Raw genomic sequence first — 20491 nt, 5'->3', positions numbered from 1 at the left:
ACACTCCCACCCCGTCGTCGCTTCTCAGGAAGGATTCCATGAACCGAGTCGTTCCGGCGCTCCTCCTCGTGCTCTGGGGTTGCGGTGGGGATCGCGTCGCCCTCCAGGCCCTCATCCAGGTCGACCCCCAACTGCCCGCGAGCTGCATCGCCCTGGACGTGACCCGGGCGGATGGCTCGGTCCTCCAGAGCCAGAAGCTGGCCCGCCCCCCGGATCGTCAGCAGTTGCGCGTGGCCATCTTCCAGGGCGCGCTGCCCCAGGACATCCAGCTCCAGGCGCGGGCGCTGTGGGGCGCCGCGTGTGAAGAGCCCCTGCTGGCCAACGGGTGGAGCGCGCCCGTCACCGCGCGCTTCGAGCGGACGGTGGGCGCCGTGTCGCTTCGCCTGGAACTGCCTCCGCCGTCCCTGGACGCGGATCGCGACGGGTTCGTCTCCCAGGCCGAGGGCGGTCCGGATTGTGATGACGCACTCCCCCAGAGCCGGCCCGGCGTCCAGGAACTCTGCGACGCGAGCGCGGATCTCAACTGCGATGGCCTGTGGGGTTGTGATGACAGCACGTGTTCACAGCGGGCGTGCTCCCGGACCGCCAGCGCGATCGTCTTCACCAGTCCCGAGCGCCAGGCAATCGCGGGCGAGTGCTCGCCCCAGCCCGTGGTCGTGGAGCGCCGGGACGTGCTGGGCCAGCCCGCGGTGCCGAATCACGCCACCGCCCTTCGGCTGTCCGCCTCGTCGTCCCTCGAGGCCACGCTCTACGCGGATGCGGCTTGTCGCTCGCTCCTGGTTCCCGCCATTCCCGCCCGGGCCCGCTCCCTGTCCTTCTACGTCCGAGGCACTCGCGCGACGAGTGGACTGCTGACCGCCTCCTCGGCGTTGGGGGAGGCCTCGCTGGCCCACACCCTCCTTCCGGGGGCCCCAGCGAAGCTCGCCTTCTCCGCCGCCTCGGACAGCCTCCTCGCCGGGGAATGCGTCCCCCTGACGCTCGAGCGGCGCGACGCGTACGACAACGCCGCCCCGGGTCCCCGGCAGACGGTCTCGTTCTCGCCCGCGCCCTCGGCGCAGCTGGCGCTCTACTCGGACGCGTCTTGTGGCACGCGGCTGTCCTCGGCCACCTTCCCGGAGGGCGCCGTCTCGCTGACGCTCTATTTCCGGGGGACCCGAGCCGGCGAGGCCTCGATCGTGGCCTCCATGGCGGGGAGCGCCGACGCTCGGTACACGCGCGGGATCAACGCGGGGCCCGCCTCGAAGCTGTCCCTGAGCCTTCCCGGGCAGGCGGTGCTGGCCGGGAGTTGCTCGCCACAGGCCACGGTCCGCACCCTGGATGCCTTCGACAACCCCACGCTCCCTTCCTCCGAGATCCCGGTCGATCTGTCCGCCACCGTGGGCATGGGGATGAGCTTCTACGCGGATGCCGGATGCACGAATGGTCTCTCGACGCTCACCCTGTCTCCGAGCGTCCCCTCGGGGAGCTTCTACTTCAAGGGCAGGACGGGCGGCCCGGTCAACGTGACGGCGGCCTCCGCGGGAATGACTTCCGTGACGCAGGCCCAGCGCGTGGCGCCGGTGGTGCGGCGAGGCACGTGCACGCTGCCCGATAGGGAGACGAGCGTGACGTGTCCCATCGATCCCTCCCTGGGCAGTCGGGAACGGTCCTTCCTCGTCTTCCAGGCCACCACGAACAACGAGAAGACGGAGCACTCCTTCGTTCGCTGCCACCTGACCAGCACCTCCAGCCTCACGTGCAGCAGGGCCAAATCGGAGGGCACCGCCAACATCCAGTGGCAGGTGGTGGAACTCTCGCGCGGCCTGCGTGTCCAGCACCTGGAGCTGTCGTGCCCCAGCAGCAACCGGAGCTCCCTGACCGCGAATCTTTCCCCGAGCGTGCGGATGGAGAAGAGCTTCGTGCTCTTCAGCTCCTCGCAATTCGGGTCGGCAACGGACGCCAACGACTTCGCGATGGTGCGGCTGACGAGCAGTACGCAGGTGAAGATCGATCTGAAGGCGGACTGCGATGGAGGTGCGAAGTACTCCGTGCAGGTCGTGGAACTCGATGGCCTTTCGGTGACCCGGGGGCTGGCGGGGAAGATGACCACCGCGCCAGTGGACGTCAGCGTCTCCCCGGCGGAGACGAGCCGCTCGGTGTTGACGTCCACCTTCCAGGCGACGGGCAACGACTCCGCCATCTGCAACCGCATGGTGCGGGGAGAGATGCTGGGGCCGGACGTGTTGCGCTTCTCGCGTGGGGCCGGTTCCTCGTCCTGCAATGGGGCCGAGATCTCCGAGATCGCCTACGAGCGCCTCACGTTCCCCGAGGGCTCCTCCGTCCAGGCGAGGAACGTGTCGATCGACGACCACGCCCTCACCGCCACGGAGACCCTGTCCGACGTGGATCCAACCCGGACCCTGCTGCTCTCCAGCAGCCAGGTGCATGGCGGACAGGGGGCTGGGGAGACGTCGTACCGCTGGAATGACGTCCCGGGGGCGGGGGCCGCACGGTTCTGGCTGACCTCGCCCACTCGGCTGGAGGTCGCCCGGGACGCGCCCTTGGAGAGCGCCCGGTGGACCGTCTACGCCGTGCAGCTCGAGCCCTGAGCGGCTGACTCCCTGCCCGTCCGCTGCGCTGCCGGGCGGGGACCGCGTTTACCTCCGGGAAGGGCGTGTGCACCTTGTCTTGCTCAGGACACACCCCATTCCAAGGAGGCGGGACATGGCACGCATCGCATTCATCGTGGCCAATGATTTCGAGGACGCGGAGTTCCGCGTTCCCTACGACGAGGTGAAGAAGGCCGGCCACGAGGCGGTCATCATCGGCGTGGAGGCGGGCAGGCAGTTGAAGGGAAAGAAGGGCAAGGAGGTCATCACGGCCGAGAAGTCGGTGAAGGACGTCCGGGAGGAGGACTTCGCGGCCCTGGTGATTCCGGGAGGCTACTCGCCGGACCACCTGCGCATGGAGATCCCCATGGTGGGATTCGTGCGTGACTTCTTCAAGGCGGACAAGCCCATCGCCTCCATCTGCCACGGGCCATGGATGCTGGTGGAGGCGGACATCGCGGACGGCCGCACGGTGACGTCCTTTCCCTCTATCAAGACGGACCTCATCAACGCGGGGGCGCGTTGGGTGGACCGCGAGGTGGTGGAGGACGGTGGCCTCATCACGTCGCGCAAGCCGGATGACCTGAAGGCGTTCTGCGCCGCGCTGCTGCGTCAGGTGAGCCAGGGCATCGCCGCGCGCCTCGAGTCGCCGCTGGCACCCAAGGCCACCTCGGACCAACAGCCGTCCGTCCACCACTGAGCCTCGTTTCGGAGGAGGGTGATGGGGTCACGAGGACCATGACCCCGGCACCCATCAGGGCGTGTCTCCCCAGCGTGGGAGCAACCCCTCGGACTCCAGCAGTGCGTCCAGCCCATCCAGCAGTGCATGGAGGTTGGGCAGCAGGTCCTGCGCGGGAAGACCCACCGAGCGAATCACCGCCTCCAGCTGGGCCTCCAACTCGGGTGGACGCTTCGGGCATATCCGCTTCGCGTGCGCCAGCAGCCGCTTCTCGCCCGGGTGCGGGACGAGGTTCACCGCGAACAGGATGTCGAAGTAGCTCGCCAACACCGCCGTCACCCGGTGTTGCACGCTCACCAGGTCCGCCCGGCTCAGCGCGAGTTCAATCTGCTCCAGGTACGACGCGAGCTTCCGCCGCAGCACCGGGTGGTTCTTCTCCACGATGGCCCGGCGCAGGGGCTCCGGATAGGGCATCCGTGCCTGCTCCTGGAGCCGCGTGAGCCAGCCCGTCCGATCGAAGAGCACGCGTGAGTTCCTCAGCGTGTGCCAGAAGCTGGTGGTGTAGCCGAGCGACGCCTCGAAGCGCACGAGGACACGCTCCAACTGGTCCTCCATCCACTCCGGGCTCCAGTAGGCCGCGTCCACGCCCTGGCCGCCCTGGTCGATCCACTCGTCGCCGGTGCCGAAGAACGTGTTGTCGATCTCTGCCCGCCGCGCGGTGGGCAGGATGAGGGCGCGCCGCGCCTCGGCGGGAGGCGGAGGGCTCGCATAGACGATCACGTCCAGGTCCGAGAGCGGATCGGCGGACCCCGTCACCCAGGAACCACCGAGCGCCACCGCCCGCACCTGCTCGAAGTGGGCGAAGCGCGCCGCCCACTCACGCGCCAGTGGAGGAACCTCCGAATCAATTCCTGTCATACGAGGTGCTCAGCGCAGGTTTCGGATGACACGGCAGGGATTGCCCCCGGCGAAGACGTAGGGGGGGATGTCCTTCACCACTACGCTGCCCGCGCCAATGGTGGAGCCCTCGCCGATCGTCACTCCCGGGCAGATGATGGACCCGCCGCCAATCCACACCTTGGCGCCAATGGTGACGGGACGCCCCAACTCGGGGCCCTTGATTCGCTCGTCCGGATCCAACGGATGGGTGGCCGCGTAGATGTGCACACCGGGGCCCAGGAACACGTCATCTCCCAGCGTCACCAGATTGCAGTCGAGGATGACGCACTGGAAGTTCATGTACACACGCGCGCCCAGCCGGATGTGCTCGCCGTAGTCACAGAAGAACGGCGGCTCGATCCACACCCCCGGGCCCGCCGAGCCCAGGAGCTGGGAGAGCAGACTCTCGCGCTGCGCCAGCTCGTCCTCGGTGGACTGGTTGTAGGCGCGCAGCAGCTTGCGCGCCCGCGCGCGCTCCGCCGCCAGCTCCGGGTCCGCCGCGACATACAGCTCACCGGCGAGCATCTTCTCTTTCTCGGTCCGTGCCATGCGCGGGAGGGTAGCGCGGCATCTTGGCGCCCTCGCCCGTGTTTCGGGCGATTACCCACTAGCGAACGGCCTGGGCTCGCGGGAGCGGGCGTCCTCGCGCCGTTACTTCGCCCCCGCCAGGCCCACCCCACCGACGGGGATCGTCTCCACCCGGTTGTCGAATCCGGCGATGATCGGCCGGGCCTTGGTGATCGCCGCGCGCACCTCTGGCAGCGACAGGGACGCCTTGTGGCTCTCCGCGCTGTCCCAGACTTCCGTGACCCAGAGGGCATCCGGGTGCTCGCGATCGAGCGCGATGACATAACTGAGGCATCCGGGCATGTGGCCGATGCTGCCGTTCAGCGCGGAGAGCAGCTCGTCCCGCTTGCCCGGCGCGGCGATCATCCTTCCGATCAGACCATACATGATGTGTTCCTCCGAGGGCCGAGGAGACACCGGCCCGAGAACGGGATCCGGGTCTCCGGCGGCCCCACCTTCTAGCACGGTCCGCTCTCGCGCCCGTGGCAACCGCCCGAGGAGCCGGAGGGCGGGGGTGTGGCTCAGGGCATGTCCGTCTTCAGGAACACGCGCAGGGTCTCCGCCACGCTCCAGGCCTGCGCGATGCACCCGCGGGGACGGAAGGGCTCCGTGGCATCGAAGATCTCGCTGATCTGCCCCACGCCCGAGTGCTCCAGGTGCTGTTTCATGCCCTCGAGCACGGCTCGCGCGTCGCGCTTGTCCTCGGTCAGCTTCAGCGTCGCGTCCACGTAGTGGCCGATGAGCCACCCCCACACGGTGCCCTGGTGGTACGCCGCGTCGCGCGCCCTCAGGTCGCCGTCGTAGTTCGGCTTGTAGTCCGGGTGTCCGGGCGCGAGGCTGCGCAGGCCCACCGGTGTCAGCAGGTGCTCGCGCACCTTGGCCATCACCGGCTCCCACTTGTCCCGCCGCAGCACCGGGTTCTTCAGCGAGATCGCGAACACCTGGTTCGGTCTCACCGCGGGATCCTCCTTGCCGTTCTCGCCATCCACCACGTCGAACAGGCACCCGGTGGCCGGGTTCCAGAAGCGCCGGTTGAAGCTCCCGTGGGCCTGCTCCGCCGCCGCGGCGTAGGGCCGCGCGTCCTCGCCCAGCCGCTCGGACCACTCCACCATCAGCCGCAAGGCGTTGAACCACAGCGCGTTGAGCTCCACCGCCTTGCCTCGCCGGGGCGTCACCACCCAGCCGTCCACCTTCGCGTCCATCCACGTGAGCTGGTAGCCCTCCTCGCCCTGGCTCAACAGCCCATCCTTCGGGTCCACGCGGATGTTGTGGCGCGTGCCCTTCTGGTGGTGCGCGATGATGCCCGCCAGCGTCGGATAGAAGTCGCGCAGCAACTGCTCGTCCTTCGTGTGCTGGAGGTAGCGGTCCACGGCGTGGAAGAACCACAGCGTCGCGTCCGCGGTGTGGTACAGGCCCTCGGATTCGCCCTCGGGGAAGAGGTTGGGCAACAGGCCGTCGCGCACGTGGTGATGGAAGGTGCGCAGGATGGCCGCCGCCGTGGCGTGGCGGCCCGTGCTCAACGTCAGCCCCTCCAGGGAGATCATCGTGTCGCGGCCCCAGTCGGTGAACCAGTGGTAGCCGGCGATCACCGAGCGCACGTCCTGACCCACCGCGCGCGCCCACGCCTCGTCCGTGGACCGCGTGGGCGCGATGATGAATTGATCCGCCGCGAGCACCAGCCGCGCCGACACCCCCGTGCGCGCGGCCGGGGGCACCTTCACCAGCAGTCGCCGCTCGCGCTCGTACTCCAGCGACAGCGTCTCCTGGGGATTGCGCTCCAGGACATCGGGAACTTCCGTGGTGACACACATCGCCAGGAACTCGCCCGGGCGCAGCGTGCAGTCGAAGTAGCCCGGGCTCACCAGTGTCTCCACGTGGTCATACCCGCGCGCCTTCTCCACCCGGTAGAGCTGCTGCGCGCTCGTCTGGCGCAACCCCACGAACGGCGCTGGCGCGGACGAATAGAGGCGCATCCGCATGGGCGGTGCCTCCTCGCGCGCCCGGATCTCCACCCGCGAGTCCAACAGGAGCACGCAGGGCTCGAGCAGGGTGGAGTGCAGCTTGTCGTCGTGCATGCGCAGGGCCGGGAAGGGTCTCAGCCGCAGCCCCACCTCGGGCCCCGACAGGTGTTCCCACACCACGACGAGCGTGTTCTCTCCGTGCACGAGTGACAGCGTGCGTTGAATGCGTGCCTCGCCCACCTGGTAGATCCAGTGCGGCACCAGGCCCTCCAGGTGGAAGCCGCGCAGCAGCCGAGCGCCCCCGCCCACCTGGGTGCCATTCGCGCATTCCTCCACGTCCAGGCGGTACTTCTGGCCCCCCACCAGCGCTTCCTCGTTGAGCCGGGCCAGCATCACCGTACGGCCCTTCTTCTCCAGGCCAGGAATGAACAACCCGTGGTAGCGCCGCGTGTTGCACCCGGGCAGCGTGCCCGAGGCATAGCCGCCGCGCCCGTTGGTCACGAGCCACTCGCGCGTCAGCACGTCCGCGAGCTCCGCGCCCTCGGGCCAGGAGAAGGACAACCGGGGCAGGGTGGGGCTTTCAATCGCAGCGGTCACTTCTTCTCCTCCTCGCTCGTGAGCACGAGCGCCATCTGTCCGGGAATTCGGATGCGGCCGTCCTCCGCGAACGGGGGGCTTCCCATGCCACCGTAGCGGACGTGCTCAGAAGCCAGGAGCGGGCGCCACTTATTTCCCGGGGGCGGAACCAACAGCGGCTCGGGGCACGGGGCCATTTCCAGCTCCGTGCCCAGGTTGAGCACCAGCAGCCGGTCGCCCTCCCGCTCGCCTCCGAAGTAGCGCAACACCAGCGCTTCCTTCGACAGCACCGCGCCCGCCAGCCGCGCCGTGTCCTGGGCCGCGAACACCGGATCCTCCCGCCGCAGCTTCAGCAGGTCCCGGTGGAGCGCGAGCGCCTCCGCGTTGCGCTCCCGCTCGCTCCAGTCGAGCTTGGAGCGCAGGAAGGCCTCCTCGCCGAAGGGGACCTGGTAGCCCTCCTGCTCCAGGGCGTGACGAGCGCTGGCGAACTGGGAGAGGAAGTCGTTGCGCCCCTTGCGCACCAACTCCTGCAGCTCGGGCTTGTGGTCCACGAAGTAGAGGAAGGGCGAGGAGGCGAAGAACTCCTGGCCCATGAAGAGCATGGGCGTCTGGGGCAGCAGCAGCATGAGCGTGGTGATCGCCCGGGCGCGCGCGAGCCCCATCTGCTGGTGCATCCGCTCGCCCTTGAGCGCATTGGCGAGCTGATCATGGTTCTGCAGATAGAAGACGAAGTGGGGCGCCGGCGTGTGCAGCAGCGGCGTGCCCCGTGGCTTCTTCTGCCATTGGTAGTACTGGCCCTGGAACAGGGAGTTGCGCAGCGCGCACGACAGCAATTCCTGCGCGCTGCCACAGTAGTCCTGCATGTAGGCCTCGGAGCGGCCCGTGGCCGCCACCTTCGCCGTGTGGTGGAAGTCATCCACCCAGAGCGCATCCACCCCATAGCCGCCCCTCGCCGGAGGCGTCACCAGCTTCACGTCCTGGGGCTCGTTCTCCCCGATGATGAGCACCTGTCGCTTGCCGGCCGCCTCGCGCACCCGCTCGACGAGCTCCGCCACGATGTGCCGGGGCGAGGCGTCATACAGGCTCTGCGTGGCGTCCAGGCGCAGCCCGTCGAAGTGATAGTCGGTCACCCAATGACAAGCATTCTGGATGAAGAACTCGCGCGAGTGCCCCGCGGCCTCTCCGTCATCGAAGTTGGTGGGGTCTCCCCACTCGTTGGGGTACTTCGGGTTGAAGTAGCCCTGGGAGAACTGGGACAGGTAGTTCCCGTCCGGACCGAGGTGGTTGTAGACGACGTCCAGGATGATGCCGAGCCCCAGCCGGTGGGCCTCGTCCACCAGCCGCCGCAGCTCGTCGGGGCCGCCATGGGCGGGGTGGGGGGCGAAGAGCTGTGCGCCGTCGTAGCCCCAGTTGAAGCGGCCCGGACAGGTGTGCAGCGGCATCAACTCCAGCGTGGTGATGCCCAGCTCCTTGAGCAGTGGCAGCTTGCGGGCCGCCGCGGCATAGGTGCCCTCGGGCGTGAAGGTGCCCAGGTGCAACTCATAGAGGACCTGACCCTTGAGGGTGATGCCCTTCCAGTCCCCGTCCTTCCAGGCGTAGCCCGTGGGGTTCACCACCTGCGAGGGACCATGAGGCCCCTCGGGCTGGAAGTGTGAGCAGGGATCGGGGAAGCACTCGCCTCCGTCCAACCGGTATTTGTAGAGGCTGCCCGGGGCGACGGGGTGGATGCCCTCGAAGTACCCCTGTGCGCGAGGCTCGAGGGGCAGGTAGCGCGCGCCCCTGTCCTCCTGCAGACAGACGTCCACCCGGCGGCGGCGGGGCGCCCAGACTCGAAACCGCGTCTGGCCCTTCCCCAGGACTTGCGCCCCCAGGGGGCGGCGGCTCTCCGTGGATGTCATGAACCCCTTCCTTCACCATTGGCCCCTCGGCCAATAGGGTGGGTCGCGTCGTGATGGGAGGGAATCCTCGTCCCCTACGTCACCCCAGCAGGCGAGCGGGTGGGGTGCACACCCTTGGCCCCGGCCTGCCTGGCCGAGCTCCGGGTCAGCGAGCCTGCCTGCCGCCCGCCGGGCGGCGCCGCACCGCCTTGGGGGGACTCCGCACTCCGGCGAGCACGAGATCGATCATGGCTTCCACGGGCGTGCTCTCCTCGTCACCCCAGCGAAGCAGTTCGAAGCTGATCACGGCGCCGAAGAGCAGGCCATGGATGAGCCGGGGGTCGGCGTCTGGCCGCAGCTCGCCGCGCTCGAGGGCACGAGCGTAGATGCCCATCACCTGGGCATCCTTCTCCCGGCGGAGCTCGTGCACGAGTTCCCCGATGGGATCTCCCGGTCTCGCATCGAACAGCAATCGGAAGACCGCGCGGCGTGAGGGCTTACGCGCCTGTGCGCGCAGGACGCGGAACTGCTCGAGGAGGTCACCCCGGAGCGTCCCGGTATCAGGCCGGGACGGTGTCTCGTCCGAGACGCGCAGCAGCGCGGCCCGGATGAGCTCCAGCTTCGTGGGCCAGTGCCTGTAGAGCGTGACCTTGTTCACGCCCGCTCGCGCGGCGACCTGCTCGAAGGCGAGCTTCTCGTGGCCCACCCGGTCCAGCTCGCTCAACACGACCTCGAGCACCTTCTCCTCGAGGTCCTCGCCGCGAAGCTGTTTGGGCCGGGCTGGGGGCCTGGACTCCTCTTTGTCCCTCCTCCTCATGGCTTTGAAGGTACCCGGCCTACGGAAAAATAGCAACGCCACCGTTGCGATGCGCCTGGCCCCCGGTTACATCGGAAAAGGCAACGGTCACGTTGCTTTTCCCGGGAGACGAATACGATGAGTTCACCCACGAAGCTCGCCCACATCGTCCTGAAGACCGGCCGCTTCCAGCAGATGCGGGACTGGTACCTCGCGGTGCTCGAAGCGAGCGTGTCCTACGAAAACGGGGAGATGTGTTTCCTCTCCTACGACGACGAGCACCACCGCATCGGCATCGTGAACACGGGGGCCACCGAGCAGCCCGGACCGAAGACGCGCGGCCTGGAGCACGTCGCGTTCACCTACGCGGACCTCACCGGGCTGCTCACCACGTACGAGCGCCTCGAACACGCTGGCATCACTCCGTTCTGGAGCGTCAACCATGGACCGACGACGTCGCTCTACTATAGCGATCCGGATGGCAATCACATCGAGCTGCAGGTCGACAACTTCGCGCGAATGGAAGACGCGGCGCGCTTCATGAAGTCGGAGGTCTACGGGAGCAACCCGATCGGTGTGGACATCGCTCCTCGCGAGCTGCTCCGCCGCCTGCGCGCGGGTGAGAGTGCTTCGGAACTCGCGAAGGCGCACTCGAGGGCGGAGCCGCGCGGATTCGACACCGTGCCCGCGGAATTCTTTCGTTGAGGGACCGAACCCGAGGCTGAAGTGATCGAGTTCTTGGGTGGAGAGCGTGCATACTTCCTCTGCGTCGCGATCAGGTCGTGATCCAACGCGTTGACAAAGGGGTATCCAGTGGCCTCCCAGTACCGTATGCGGAAGGCGTGGGCGTGCCGCACCTGGGGGCATTCGCCTTCGTGGGCACGGTGGGTGGGCCTTCTGCTCGCTCTGGCCCTGTTGTCCACCGGCTGCGCGTCACTCTCCGCATCGTCCGGTATGGGGATGAGCTTTCGCTATACGCCGGGTGAGGCCACGGGGCCCGTCCGGCGGGCCTCCCTTGAGGAGGTGGCAGCGGGCCCGGACAGCGCGGGGAGGGAGGTGCGTCAGAGGGCACTCGCGGCTCAACTGGCGTTTCGCGGTGCCCTTCGCGAAGTGTCTGGCGCCACCCGCCGCATCTCCGGCGAGTTCTCCAGGCTCAAGGCTCGTGGACGCGGTATTGGCGACGGCAACGGCGCCTTCGTCCGCTACGTGGACTTCGGCGTCGGGCAACTGCGGTGGATGGACGCCCAGCTCGCCGACGCCACCCGGCTGGCCAACGCCGCTTCGGAGGTGGAGGACCCGGACATGCAACTCGCCCTGCTGCGCCTCGCCGGCCCACGGCTCGAGGCCGCCCTGCTCGGCTCGCTCCTGCTCGCCGCCTGGGTCGACTTCCTCCACCTCGCCGACGCCGTGCTCACCCAGCACTTCTACAGCGTGGAGAGGATGTTCGCGGACATGTGGCGCTGGCAGGAGATGCTCGAGCCCGCCATGACGGCGCTCTCCTCCCGGGAGCACGGGCAGGTGGAGGCCGCGGCTCGAGACGTGCCCCCGTTGGTAGGCCACCTCACGGAGGAATTCGCGGCCACCGTGGAGAGAATGCGCGTGGCGGCGGAGAACCTCCAGAAAGCGCTGGTGCTCAAGGAAGCCATCGAGACCGCCACGATGCTCTCGACGATGAGGTTCTCGCTGCCCTCGGTGCCTCTGTCCGCTCCCGCCCTGGTCGGCATCGGCCTGACGGTAGGAGGCGACGGCGTGATGATGGGCACGCGGATGGTCGTCTCCGCCGAGTGGGTGGAGATGATGCGGCACCTGGTGCGCGCGGGCGTCCTCTCCCTGCCTGTCGTCAGTGCCGCCGTGCGGATTCAGGCGGGCCAGGTGATGTTGGCGCGGGCGCACGGCGAGCTGCCGAGGGGCGTGCGCGAGGCGCTGGGAGATGGGCCCGAGGTGGGGGCCATGCACGAGACGGGCAAAACGGGGGCTGGCATGGCCGAGCCGCCGCGGCACCACGTCATGCCCAAAGAGTTCCGCGCGTGGTTCGAGAAGCGCGGCTTCACCGGCGAGATGGATATCGACGAGTTCTGCATCAAGATGGAGCGAGCTCACCACGAGGCCATCCACGGCGGTGGACACTGGAAGCTGGGCCGCCAATGGCCCGGCGAATGGAACCGGATGATCATGGAGGCGCTGTACGAAGCCGAGACAACGGCCGGCCGGATGTTGACGCGGAACGAAGTCCTGGGAACAGTCGCGAAGCGTATGAAGGACTATTACATTCCAATGGATTTTGTTTCGTGGAGAGGACGATGAGCGACGGACGTGCCTGGCAGGGCAACGTGAAGGCGCGCCTGTACGAGCGGGTTCGTGAACGTGGCTACGAGTCCCTCACCGCCTTCGCCGAGGCGCGCCCTGCTGTTCCGCTACATTTGCTGGCCGAGGAACTAGGCAAGGATGACGTCGCCGGGGTACAGGTGCTGAGCGGGCTGCTTGCCGAGGCGGAGCGACACAAGCAGGTCACGCGGTTTGTGCGCGATGTATTCACGCGCCTGTGGTCCCAGAGCGTTCCCGACGGTTGGCCACTCGTGCTGGACGATGCGAACCGTTTCAAGGTTGCCGAGGCGATTGGCTCGTGGATTGCCTACACCCCCGAGACTCATAAGGAGCGTGCCAGGCAGGTCAGGACAGCTCTTCTTGCCATGCCTCCTCCTCCAGGGTGGCGGCCTTTCGGCCCTGATGACGAGCTGCTTCTCTCACTTCTACCCGACGAGGAAGCCTGAGCTTCACCTCGAGGAGAGGACCATGAGCGACGGACGTGCCTGGCAGGGCAATGTGAAAGCGCGCCTGTACGAGCGGGTCCGCGAGCGCGGCTACGACTCGCTTACCGCCTTCGCCGAGGCGCGCCCTACCGCTTCGCTGGTGGAACTGGCGGACGAGCTTGGCCCTGATGACATCGCGGCAGTGCAGGTGTTCAGCGGGTTGGTCGCCGAAGCTGAGCGAAGCCGCAAGGTCACACGTTTGGTGCGCGGTCAATTCGTACGTGAACTGTTGGAGTGTCTCCCCGACGGCTGGCCTGCCGTGCTGGACGACGCAAACCGTTTCAAGATCGCGAAGGCACTCGGCTCGTGGTCTGCTTTCACCCCAACAACCCATGAGGAGCACGTAAGGAGGGCTGGCGATGCGCTCCTTGCCACGCCACCGCCCCCCGGTTGGCTCCCCCTCGGGCCCGACGACGAATTGCTGTGCACGCTTATGCCCGACGAGGAAGTCTGAACTTCACCTCTTGGCGGAAACTCGTATGGGTGACGTGCGAGGGGCTGTGCTGGAGTGGGCGGGCTGTGCGCTCAACGCAACTCCGCGCGCTCGAACACGCGGATGCCGAGCACGAGTGCCCCCCACACGCCCAACGAGGCCACGGCCAGCGCGATGGCCGTGAGCAGTGGCACCGCCGCGTCGTACCAGAGGAGGTTCGGTCCCAGGACGAGCAGGTCTCGCAGCCTGTCGCGCCCCTCGTAGAGGTCTGGGCGGTAGAGCAGCATCGCGGTGGGAAACATCGGCAGGATCCACATCACGAACGCAATGAGGAGTCCCTGGAACGCATCACGCACCAGGAGCAGTGGGACGACGAGCACGCAGAGCAGCACCACCGCCAGGGCCGTGAAGATGAGCCCGCCGCCCACCGCTCCCGCGACGCTCACGGTGGAGCCCTCGCCGGTGAAGGGCCGCACGACGAGCCCCAGGACCAGGGACATCACCACGCCCACGGCCGTGGAAGCGAGCAGGAGGGGACCCACCCGGGCCATCAGGAAGGCGCGGCGGGAAATGGGCTTGCTGAGCAGCATGTCGAGCGCCCGGTTCTCCCGTGGCTCGACGAGGGCCCGCATCAGTCCCGCGGCACCGCCGAAGAAGACCATGAGGTAGATGCCGACATATTCGTTGAGCAGGATGACGGCGCCCATTCCGCGGATGAGGAACGCACGCTCCATGAAGGTGATGACGGGAGGGGGAAACAGCGGCATGAGCACGGCCGTGAAGACGACGATGGCGATGCCCACGAGCAGGGACACGAGGGGCAGCCATCCAAGGGCATGGCGGGCCTCGATGAGGCGGTAGCGGCGAAGAGTGGCCCGCATGGCGTCACACCTCCATCTGGCGCACCCGCAGGGCGCCGAGCGCGAGTACGGCCGCGTTCATCCCCAGCAGGAGGGCGATGGGCGTCAGCACGTGCCCGGGGCGCAGGTCGTCCACATGGCCGAGCACGGAGATGCCCTGGGTGAGGGGGTTGAAGGCGGAGATGCCACTCCAGGCGGGGTTGTAGAAGCCCATGAAGGCCATGCCCACCAGCAGGCTGAGCACCAGCAGGCTGACGAGTCCCGCCATGGCCCGCCGCTGGATGAGCACGGACATGAGGGCGCTGAAGCAGACGGTGAAGAACGCGGCGAAGAGGTGCACCGCCATGGAGGCGAAGAAGAGCCCCGCGCGAAACCCCGGCACGCTCCGGGCGATGAGCGGTGCGGCGGCCAGGTGCGTGCCGACGTAGAGCACCGCCATGACGGCACAGGCCGACAACGTCCGCGCCAGGAAGTACGCGGCGGGCGAGATGGGCTTGGACAGCAGCACCGCGAGCTGCCCCGTCTCCCGCTCGCGGATGAGCAGGCTGCCCGCGAGCACCACCCCGAGGATGAGGATGCACTTGTTCATCGCCAGGTCCGTCCAGATGAACAGGAAGAGGATGAAGGGATCCGACGTGGAGAACCACCCCTTGAGCGCCGAGAGCACGTGCTCGGGCGGCTTCGCCGCGACGAAGGGCATGGAGATCGCCGCGTAGAGCATCATGCCCGTGGCCAGCCAGGTCTTGCGCTCGCCGAGCGTGGCCCGCATGTCGAGCCAGAGAAAGCGCGCCTTCATGCCGCCCTCCGCGCGAGTGACAGGTAGAGCTCGTCCATGTTCGCCGAGCGGTGCTCACTCTTGAGCGCCTCGACAGGGCCGAAGGCGACGAGCTTGCCCTGGTGCAGCGCCGCGACACGCCGGCAGAGCGTCTCGATGTCCGACAGGATGTGGCTGGAGAAGAGCACGGTGACGCCGCGCTCGGAGGACAGGCGGCGCAGGTGCTCGAGCAGCTCGTGGCGGCCGAGCGGATCCAACCCCGAGGTGGGCTCGTCCAGCAGCAGGATGCGGGGTTCGTTGACGAGGGCCTGGGCGAGCCCCACCTTCTGCGTCATGCCGGTGGAGAAGCCGCCGAGCTTCCGGTCCGCCGCGGCCTCGAGTCCGAAGAGTCGCAGCAGGGATTGGATGCGCGTCTCGGCCACGCTGGCGTCGAGGTCGAACATGGCGGCGATGTAGTGAAGGAACTGGCGCGCCGTCATGTGGGCCGGGAGCGCGTAGCTGGCGGGGAGGAAGCCACATTGACGGCGCACCTCGAGGCTCTCGTGCACCACGTCGTGGCCGAGCACCCGGGCGCCGCCCGAGGTGGGACGCGTCAGCCCGAGCAGCATTCGCAGGGTGGTCGTCTTCCCCGCGCCGTTGTGGCCCATGAAGCCGAAAATCTCTCCGGGCTCCACATGGAAGCTCACCCCGTCCACGGCCCGGATGGAGCCGTAGAGGCGGGTGAGTTGCTCGAGTTCGATGGCATGCATGGCCTTACCTCTTGGAACCCCCGCCCGGGCGCTTGCGCGGGGGCGGAGACGGGGGAGTGGGCGCGGAGAGGCCCGCGATGAAGATGTCGAGGACGGCGTCGAGCAGGCGCTCGCGGGAGATGCGGTCTCCCGCGGTGACGAGCCCGGTGTGGTAGTGCAGGAAGCGCATCAGCCCCAGGACGAAGGGCACCGCTTCGATGTCCAGATCGGCGCGAAACTCGCCCCGCTCGATCCCCTCGCGCACCCAGCCGCGAATCATCTCCAACTGGGCATCCGCCTTGCGCGGGTTGTCTCCGGACTCCGCCAGGGAGCGGAGCACCGCCACCTCGGGATCCTCGCGCACGAGCCGCTCGAACAAGGTATCGCGGGCGAGCTCGCGGTAGGAGAAGCGCAGCGTGGCGCGCAGCCGCTCGCGAGGCGACTCCAACACCATCACCTCCGCGGCGTACCGGCGGCCTATCTCCTCGAACAGGGTGCCGATGACCGCGTGGAGCAGGACTTCCTTGCTCTCGAACTCCAGGTAGACGGCCCCCTTGGCGATACCCGCCTCGCGGGCGATGTCCTCGATGCGGGTACGGCGCAAGCCGAAGCGCTCGAAGTGGCTCTTGGCCACCTGGAGGATGCGCTGGCGCCGGAGCTCGGCGGATGTACGGCCGGCAGGCGGTGCCGATGGAGGGGAAGACGCGGCCATGGAGACAATATGACCAGATTCGGATTTTTGGTCAAACGGTCACGAAGACCCTCCACCTCGTCCGCCAGGAGGGCCCCAGCCCGCCCACTCCCCGAGTGGACGGGGCACACAGCCCCTGGATGGAGATTTCCCAGCCTCGCTGAATGCAAGGGAGGGAGCAGCAGCACTGATACGGGCCGACTCGTCCCTACCTTCAGTCAGAAGGCATCCATCGGGGTCGGCCATGCGCAAAGTCCTCATCTATTCCGTCCTTCTTCTCGGAGGACTCGTGGCGTCGCAGGCGCTTCCCGCGCTCGGACCCGGCGTCTATGAGCCGCTCACGCACGTCATCCGGCTGCTCACCATGGTGGGGCTCGCCTTCATCATGATTCACGTCGGGCAGGAGTTCGACCTGGACAAGTCGAACATGCGCCAGTACGGCTGGGACTACGTGGTGGCGGCCACGGCGGCCACCTTCCCCTGGATTTTCGTCACCCTCTACTTCGTCTTCGCCCTGGCTCCCCCCGAGTTCTGGGGGCAGTTCGACCTGTGGAAGGAAGCACTGATGCAAGGGCGATTCGCCGCGCCGACGAGCGCCGGAGTGCTCTTCTCCATGCTCGCCGCCGCGGGCCTGGGCGCGACGTGGATGTTCCACAAGGCCCGCATCCTCGCCATCTTCGACGACCTGGACACCATCCTCCTCATGGTGCCGATCACGGTGCTCCTCGTCGGCTTTCGCTGGCAGCTCGGGGGCGTCATCGCCCTCATCGTCCTGCTGCTCTGGGCGGGGTGGAAGTACCTGCACCGCTGGCACATCCCGTATCGCTGGCCCTGGGTGCTCGGCTATTCGGTGCTGCTCGCGCTCTTCTCCGAGGCCATCTACCTCGGGACGGGGTACCTGGATCCCGACGCGGCGGTCCACTTCGAGGTCCTCCTGCCCGCCTTCATCCTGGGCTGCATGATCGCCAATCCCGAGCACGGCCTGCACGAGCATGACGCGCTGGAGGGGGCGCTCCCTGGACTCGATGCGCCGGGCGAGCAGCGTGTCGCCGCCCTCATCTCCGGCTGCTTCATGGTCCTGGTGGGGCTGTCGATGCCCGCCCTGGGGGGGGCAGGGGAGGCCAGGCAAGCGGAGCAGAGCATCAGCGCCGTCGCGGGAGGCAGCCCGGGCTGGGGCCTCATCGCCCTCCATGTGCTGGCGGTGACCCTCCTGTCCAACCTGGGAAAGATGTTCCCGGCGCTGTGCTACCGCCGGGAGGCAAGCCTGCGCGAACGGCTCGCCCTCGCCATTGGCCTCTTTCCACGAGGAGAGGTCGGCGCCGGCGTACTCGTCGTGGCGCTGGGATATGGCATCGGCGGCACGGCGACGACCGTGGCCCTGCTGTCCCTGGCCCTCAATCTGTTCCTCACGGGCTTCTTCATCCTGTGCGTGAAGCGGCTGCTGGCAGGCGCTCGTCCCAAGGTCACTTCCGAGTCCACCCCCCAGGAGCCTCGTCCACCTCGGCGCCAGGCCCCCCGGCCTCCCAGGAACATTCCCGTACGCGAAGGAGGGCACTGACATGACGACGCCTACGATGCATGAGCCGATGGCGTCCGCGGGCTTCGGGCCAGGACGTACGGTGGGGTTGAGCCGAGTCCTGGTGGCCACGGATTTCTCCCCCCACTCGTCGTGTGCGCTGGCGCGGGCGCTCCAGCTTCCCCTGCGGAAGGGAGCGGAAATCCTCCTCGTCCACGCGCTGTCAGCCGAGGCCAGCGAGAAGGGCCGCCACGAAGAGCAAGAAGCGCTCGCCCGGCATGCTCTCGAGGAGTCGGTGCACCACACCCAGGAGGCTCGCGCGCAAGTCGCATGCGACGTGCGCGGCCTGCTGGTGTGGGGCATCCCGGCGGAGGCCCTCACCCAGACGGCGCGGGACTTCGGTGCGGAACTGGTCGTGCTGGGGAGGCCACGCCACCCCGGCTCGCTCCTGGAGAGAATGCGGGAGCGCCTGGCCGGAGGACTCATCGAGCGCATCCCCACCGCGCTCCTCGTCGTCGGGCCGCCCCCGGTATGTCCGTACCGGCGCCCCCTGGTGGCCGTGGACTTCACGGAAGCATCCCGGCGCGCCTTGGAGACAGTGCTCCGCTTGTGCCCCGGTGCGAGCCGCGTAGCCGTGCTGCACGGCTACGACACCTCCTACGTGCTCGTCCTCCACCAGTCGGCGGCTCAGCCCTCCCGCATCATGGAGTACCTGCGCGAAGCCAAGGCGCGGGCGCGCACCGAGCTGCAACGCTTCCTGGTCCCGTACCGTGACGCTGGGGTGCACTTCGACGAACTCGTCCGTTCTGGTGAGGCCACCGCCTGCATCCTGGAGATCGCCCAGCAGGAGCAGGCGGATCTGGTCGCGGTTGGAAGGCACCTGCGTTTGGGGTTGGGCCGGATCGTGCGTCCGCACACCGCACCGCAGATCGCCAGGGAGAGCTCCTGTGACGTGCTTGTCCTGGAGGCACCTCTGTCTGGGCAGAGCCGTCCATGAGTCCTGGGCACGAGCCGTTGACGTGGGATAGTCGGTTTATCCTGGCCAGGAACTCGAACGTTTTCCGGACGCCCGCCTCCATCAGGTACTGGGTGACGCCTTCCCAGATGAAGAAGGTCGAGCGCTCGGTCGCGTGGCCATGGGAGGCCAAGGCGCTCTCCAATTCCTGGCGCTCGAAGTCGATGGGCACCAGCTTCAGTATCCAAGCCTGCCCCGAGGTTCACGACCGTTTCGATTCCCGCGCTCGATGCCTCGGTGGGCTTGTCGTCGATGTAGTGCTTCCGGCACGACATCAATCCCCAAATCCCCGGGGCTTTCTTCTCAACTGGCCATTCGTTCCTCAGAAGTGACGAGCCCTCGAGCGAGGTGCCGTCCGCTCGCCTGCTCTCCGCCCCAGGAGGCACACCGCGAAGCGCGGCGCGTCTTCTCCCGGGGAGGCCGCGGACCGGGTGAAGGGCCCGCGTGACCTCTTTCCTGCTTTTCCCTCGTCCCGGGGGGCAGAAATTTTTCCCGCCCTACAGCCTTCTCAGGCCTCCTTCGCCACGCCCGCCGAGGCCGTGTCCTTGAAGCCATTGAGGATGGAGCTGCCCGCGAACAGGCCCGCGCCCAGCATCGCCACCGTGGCCGGCTCCGCATACGTGCCCAGCACCGAGCCCAACATCGTCATCACGCCCGCGCCCACCGTGAACATCGCGATCACCGCTCCCGCCGCCGCCTTGCTCATTGTTACCCCCGCCGGTGCTCTTCAGCCTGGACCCTTCCAGGTCTGTGTTCCGAGCCAAAGGTCATTTCAATCGGCGTGCCACGCACCGCTCCCAGGGGAGGGGAAAAAGTCCCGAACTGAATGGGAACGAAATTGCCCTGCCCGGGCAGCAACCACGCCCTGAATCAGGTACGTCCTGAAGGCCGAGGTCGGAATTTTTTCCCGGACATCCCAAACCTTTCCCCAAGGAGGTAGCGCGTAACCCATGAGGATCCGGGGACTTTCCTTCCCCACGGACCTTGGCACATCCCCTGCTTATGGCCCATCCCGAACACAAGGCCCCTGAACAGGACGGGCCGAGAACTTCGGGGAGAGGCGAGCATGGGAATGATGGGCGCGAAATCGTGGGCGGTGATGGGGATGCTCCTCCTGTCGTCGGGTTGTGCTCACCAGGCCACGCGGCCGGTGGACAACTCGGACCAGCCGTACCGCATCGGCCGGGAGGACGTGTTGGATGTGGCGGTGTGGCGCGATGGGGACCTGTCGCGCACGCTGCCGGTGAGGCCGGATGGTTTCATCTCCCTGCCGATGGTGGGCGAGGTGAGGGCCGAGGGGCGCACGCCCGTCGAGCTGTCGGATCAGATCCGCGAGTCGCTCAAGCCCTACGTGCAGGATCCGCGCGTGACGGTGATCGTCCGCGAGGTCAACAGCACCCGCGTCTTCGTCACCGGTGAGGTGGCGCGTCCGGGGGCCTATCCCCTGCGCGGCCGGGTGTCGGTGCTCCAGGCGATTGCCCTGGCCGGCGGCTTCACGGACTTCGCGGATCGCGACGCCATCGTGGTGCTGCGCCGCCAGGGGGCCGAGGGCGAGCCCATTCCGGTGAGCTACAGCCAGTTGGTGGAGGAGTCGAAGAACAACGAGCCGCTGGATCTGCGCCCTGGCGACACCATCGTCGTGCCGTAGGCGAGGGGACGGTGGGCGAGTGGGAAGCGGTC

The 20491-nt window shown here is 67.8% G+C and carries 20 protein-coding genes and 1 pseudogene; 9 read left to right on the top strand and 12 right to left on the bottom strand.

Features of this window, described 5'->3' with window-relative positions; genetic code table 11:
- Nucleotides 1–38 precede the first annotated feature (38 nt).
- Complete coding sequence (locus D187_RS15805; RefSeq protein ID WP_002626374.1) at nt 39–2588, top strand: putative metal-binding motif-containing protein; 2550 nt, start codon at nt 39–41, stop codon at nt 2586–2588.
- Between the two features lie 115 nt (nt 2589–2703).
- Nucleotides 2704–3288 carry a type 1 glutamine amidotransferase domain-containing protein gene (locus D187_RS15800; protein ID WP_002626373.1) on the top strand — a complete coding sequence of 195 codons (585 nt, stop codon included), beginning with the start codon at nt 2704–2706 and terminating at the stop codon, nt 3286–3288.
- 54 nt (nt 3289–3342) lie between these two features.
- Here the strand turns inward: D187_RS15800 and D187_RS15795 are convergent, their stop codons facing one another.
- From D187_RS15795 to D187_RS15770, 6 genes are all read right to left on the bottom strand, one after another.
- Nucleotides 3343–4185, bottom strand: coding sequence for a nucleotidyltransferase domain-containing protein (locus tag D187_RS15795; RefSeq protein WP_002626372.1), 843 nt, complete (start codon nt 4183–4185; stop codon nt 3343–3345).
- Between the two features lie 9 nt (nt 4186–4194).
- A complete protein-coding gene (locus D187_RS15790) occupies nt 4195–4731 on the bottom strand; it encodes a sugar O-acetyltransferase (RefSeq protein ID WP_281171782.1) in 537 nt (178 codons plus the stop codon).
- Between the two features lie 126 nt (nt 4732–4857).
- On the bottom strand, nt 4858–5160 hold the full coding sequence (locus tag D187_RS15785) for a putative quinol monooxygenase (RefSeq protein WP_002626370.1): 303 nt from the start codon (nt 5158–5160) through the stop codon (nt 4858–4860).
- Between the two features lie 134 nt (nt 5161–5294).
- A complete protein-coding gene (locus D187_RS15780) occupies nt 5295–7331 on the bottom strand; it encodes an amylo-alpha-1,6-glucosidase (protein ID WP_002626369.1) in 2037 nt (678 codons plus the stop codon).
- On the bottom strand, nt 7328–9208 hold the full coding sequence (gene treZ / locus D187_RS15775; RefSeq protein ID WP_002626368.1) for a malto-oligosyltrehalose trehalohydrolase: 1881 nt from the start codon (nt 9206–9208) through the stop codon (nt 7328–7330). The genes D187_RS15780 and treZ overlap by 4 nt, the downstream gene beginning before the upstream one ends.
- A gap of 145 nt (nt 9209–9353) precedes the next feature.
- A complete protein-coding gene (locus D187_RS15770; protein WP_002626367.1) occupies nt 9354–9926 on the bottom strand; it encodes a TetR/AcrR family transcriptional regulator in 573 nt (190 codons plus the stop codon).
- A 195-nt stretch (nt 9927–10121) separates the two neighbouring features.
- On the opposite strand from D187_RS15770, the gene D187_RS15765 reads away from it, so the two are divergent.
- The 4 genes from D187_RS15765 (at nt 10122) to D187_RS15750 (ending at nt 13247) form a co-directional block, all read left to right on the top strand.
- Complete coding sequence (locus D187_RS15765) at nt 10122–10688, top strand: VOC family protein (RefSeq protein WP_002626366.1); 567 nt, start codon at nt 10122–10124, stop codon at nt 10686–10688.
- Between the two features lie 351 nt (nt 10689–11039).
- A complete protein-coding gene (locus D187_RS15760) occupies nt 11040–12287 on the top strand; it encodes a DUF2380 domain-containing protein (RefSeq protein WP_002626365.1) in 1248 nt (415 codons plus the stop codon).
- Nucleotides 12284–12754, top strand: a complete 471-nt coding sequence (locus D187_RS15755; protein WP_002626364.1) for a hypothetical protein — start codon at nt 12284–12286, stop codon at nt 12752–12754. The genes D187_RS15760 and D187_RS15755 overlap by 4 nt, the downstream gene beginning before the upstream one ends.
- Before the next feature lie 22 nt (nt 12755–12776).
- Complete coding sequence (locus D187_RS15750) at nt 12777–13247, top strand: hypothetical protein (RefSeq protein ID WP_043430009.1); 471 nt, start codon at nt 12777–12779, stop codon at nt 13245–13247.
- 71 nt (nt 13248–13318) lie between these two features.
- Here the strand turns inward: D187_RS15750 and D187_RS15745 are convergent, their stop codons facing one another.
- From D187_RS15745 to D187_RS49960, 4 genes are read right to left on the bottom strand one after another with little or no spacing between them, the layout of a single operon-like run.
- Nucleotides 13319–14107, bottom strand: coding sequence for an ABC transporter permease (locus tag D187_RS15745; protein ID WP_002626363.1), 789 nt, complete (start codon nt 14105–14107; stop codon nt 13319–13321).
- A 4-nt stretch (nt 14108–14111) separates the two neighbouring features.
- Nucleotides 14112–14882: an ABC transporter permease subunit gene (locus D187_RS15740; RefSeq protein ID WP_002626362.1), complete on the bottom strand. Its 771-nt coding sequence runs from the start codon at nt 14880–14882 to the stop codon at nt 14112–14114.
- Complete coding sequence (locus D187_RS15735; protein WP_002626361.1) at nt 14879–15610, bottom strand: ABC transporter ATP-binding protein; 732 nt, start codon at nt 15608–15610, stop codon at nt 14879–14881. The genes D187_RS15740 and D187_RS15735 overlap by 4 nt, the downstream gene beginning before the upstream one ends.
- Before the next feature lie 4 nt (nt 15611–15614).
- Nucleotides 15615–16301: a TetR/AcrR family transcriptional regulator gene (locus D187_RS49960; protein WP_002626360.1), complete on the bottom strand. Its 687-nt coding sequence runs from the start codon at nt 16299–16301 to the stop codon at nt 15615–15617.
- A 223-nt stretch (nt 16302–16524) separates the two neighbouring features.
- Here D187_RS49960 and D187_RS15725 point away from each other — a divergent pair, with 223 nt between their 5' ends.
- Both D187_RS15725 and D187_RS15720 read left to right on the top strand, forming a co-directional pair.
- Complete coding sequence (locus D187_RS15725; protein ID WP_002626359.1) at nt 16525–17838, top strand: cation:proton antiporter; 1314 nt, start codon at nt 16525–16527, stop codon at nt 17836–17838.
- 1 nt (nt 17839) lies between these two features.
- Complete coding sequence (locus D187_RS15720; RefSeq protein ID WP_051256383.1) at nt 17840–18793, top strand: universal stress protein; 954 nt, start codon at nt 17840–17842, stop codon at nt 18791–18793.
- Nucleotides 18794–18851: 58 nt separating this feature from the next.
- On the opposite strand, the pseudogene D187_RS59215 reads toward D187_RS15720, so the two are convergent.
- Nucleotides 18852–19197: pseudogene (locus D187_RS59215) on the bottom strand (class I SAM-dependent methyltransferase); the annotation flags it as partial.
- A 122-nt stretch (nt 19198–19319) separates the two neighbouring features.
- Nucleotides 19320–19517, bottom strand: a complete 198-nt coding sequence (locus D187_RS15715) for a hypothetical protein (protein ID WP_002626357.1) — start codon at nt 19515–19517, stop codon at nt 19320–19322.
- A 360-nt stretch (nt 19518–19877) separates the two neighbouring features.
- Here D187_RS15715 and D187_RS15710 point away from each other — a divergent pair, with 360 nt between their 5' ends.
- Nucleotides 19878–20459 (top strand): polysaccharide biosynthesis/export family protein, encoded by a 582-nt coding sequence (locus D187_RS15710; RefSeq protein WP_002626356.1) that lies wholly within the window; start codon nt 19878–19880, stop codon nt 20457–20459.
- Nucleotides 20460–20491 lie beyond the last annotated feature (32 nt).

The organism is Cystobacter fuscus DSM 2262 (genome assembly GCF_000335475.2).
In the GTDB taxonomy this organism is placed as follows: Bacteria; Myxococcota; Myxococcia; order Myxococcales; family Myxococcaceae; genus Cystobacter; species Cystobacter fuscus.
The sequence above is the reverse complement of the archived record's forward strand: the minus strand, read 5'-3'. Positions and strand labels throughout refer to the sequence as shown.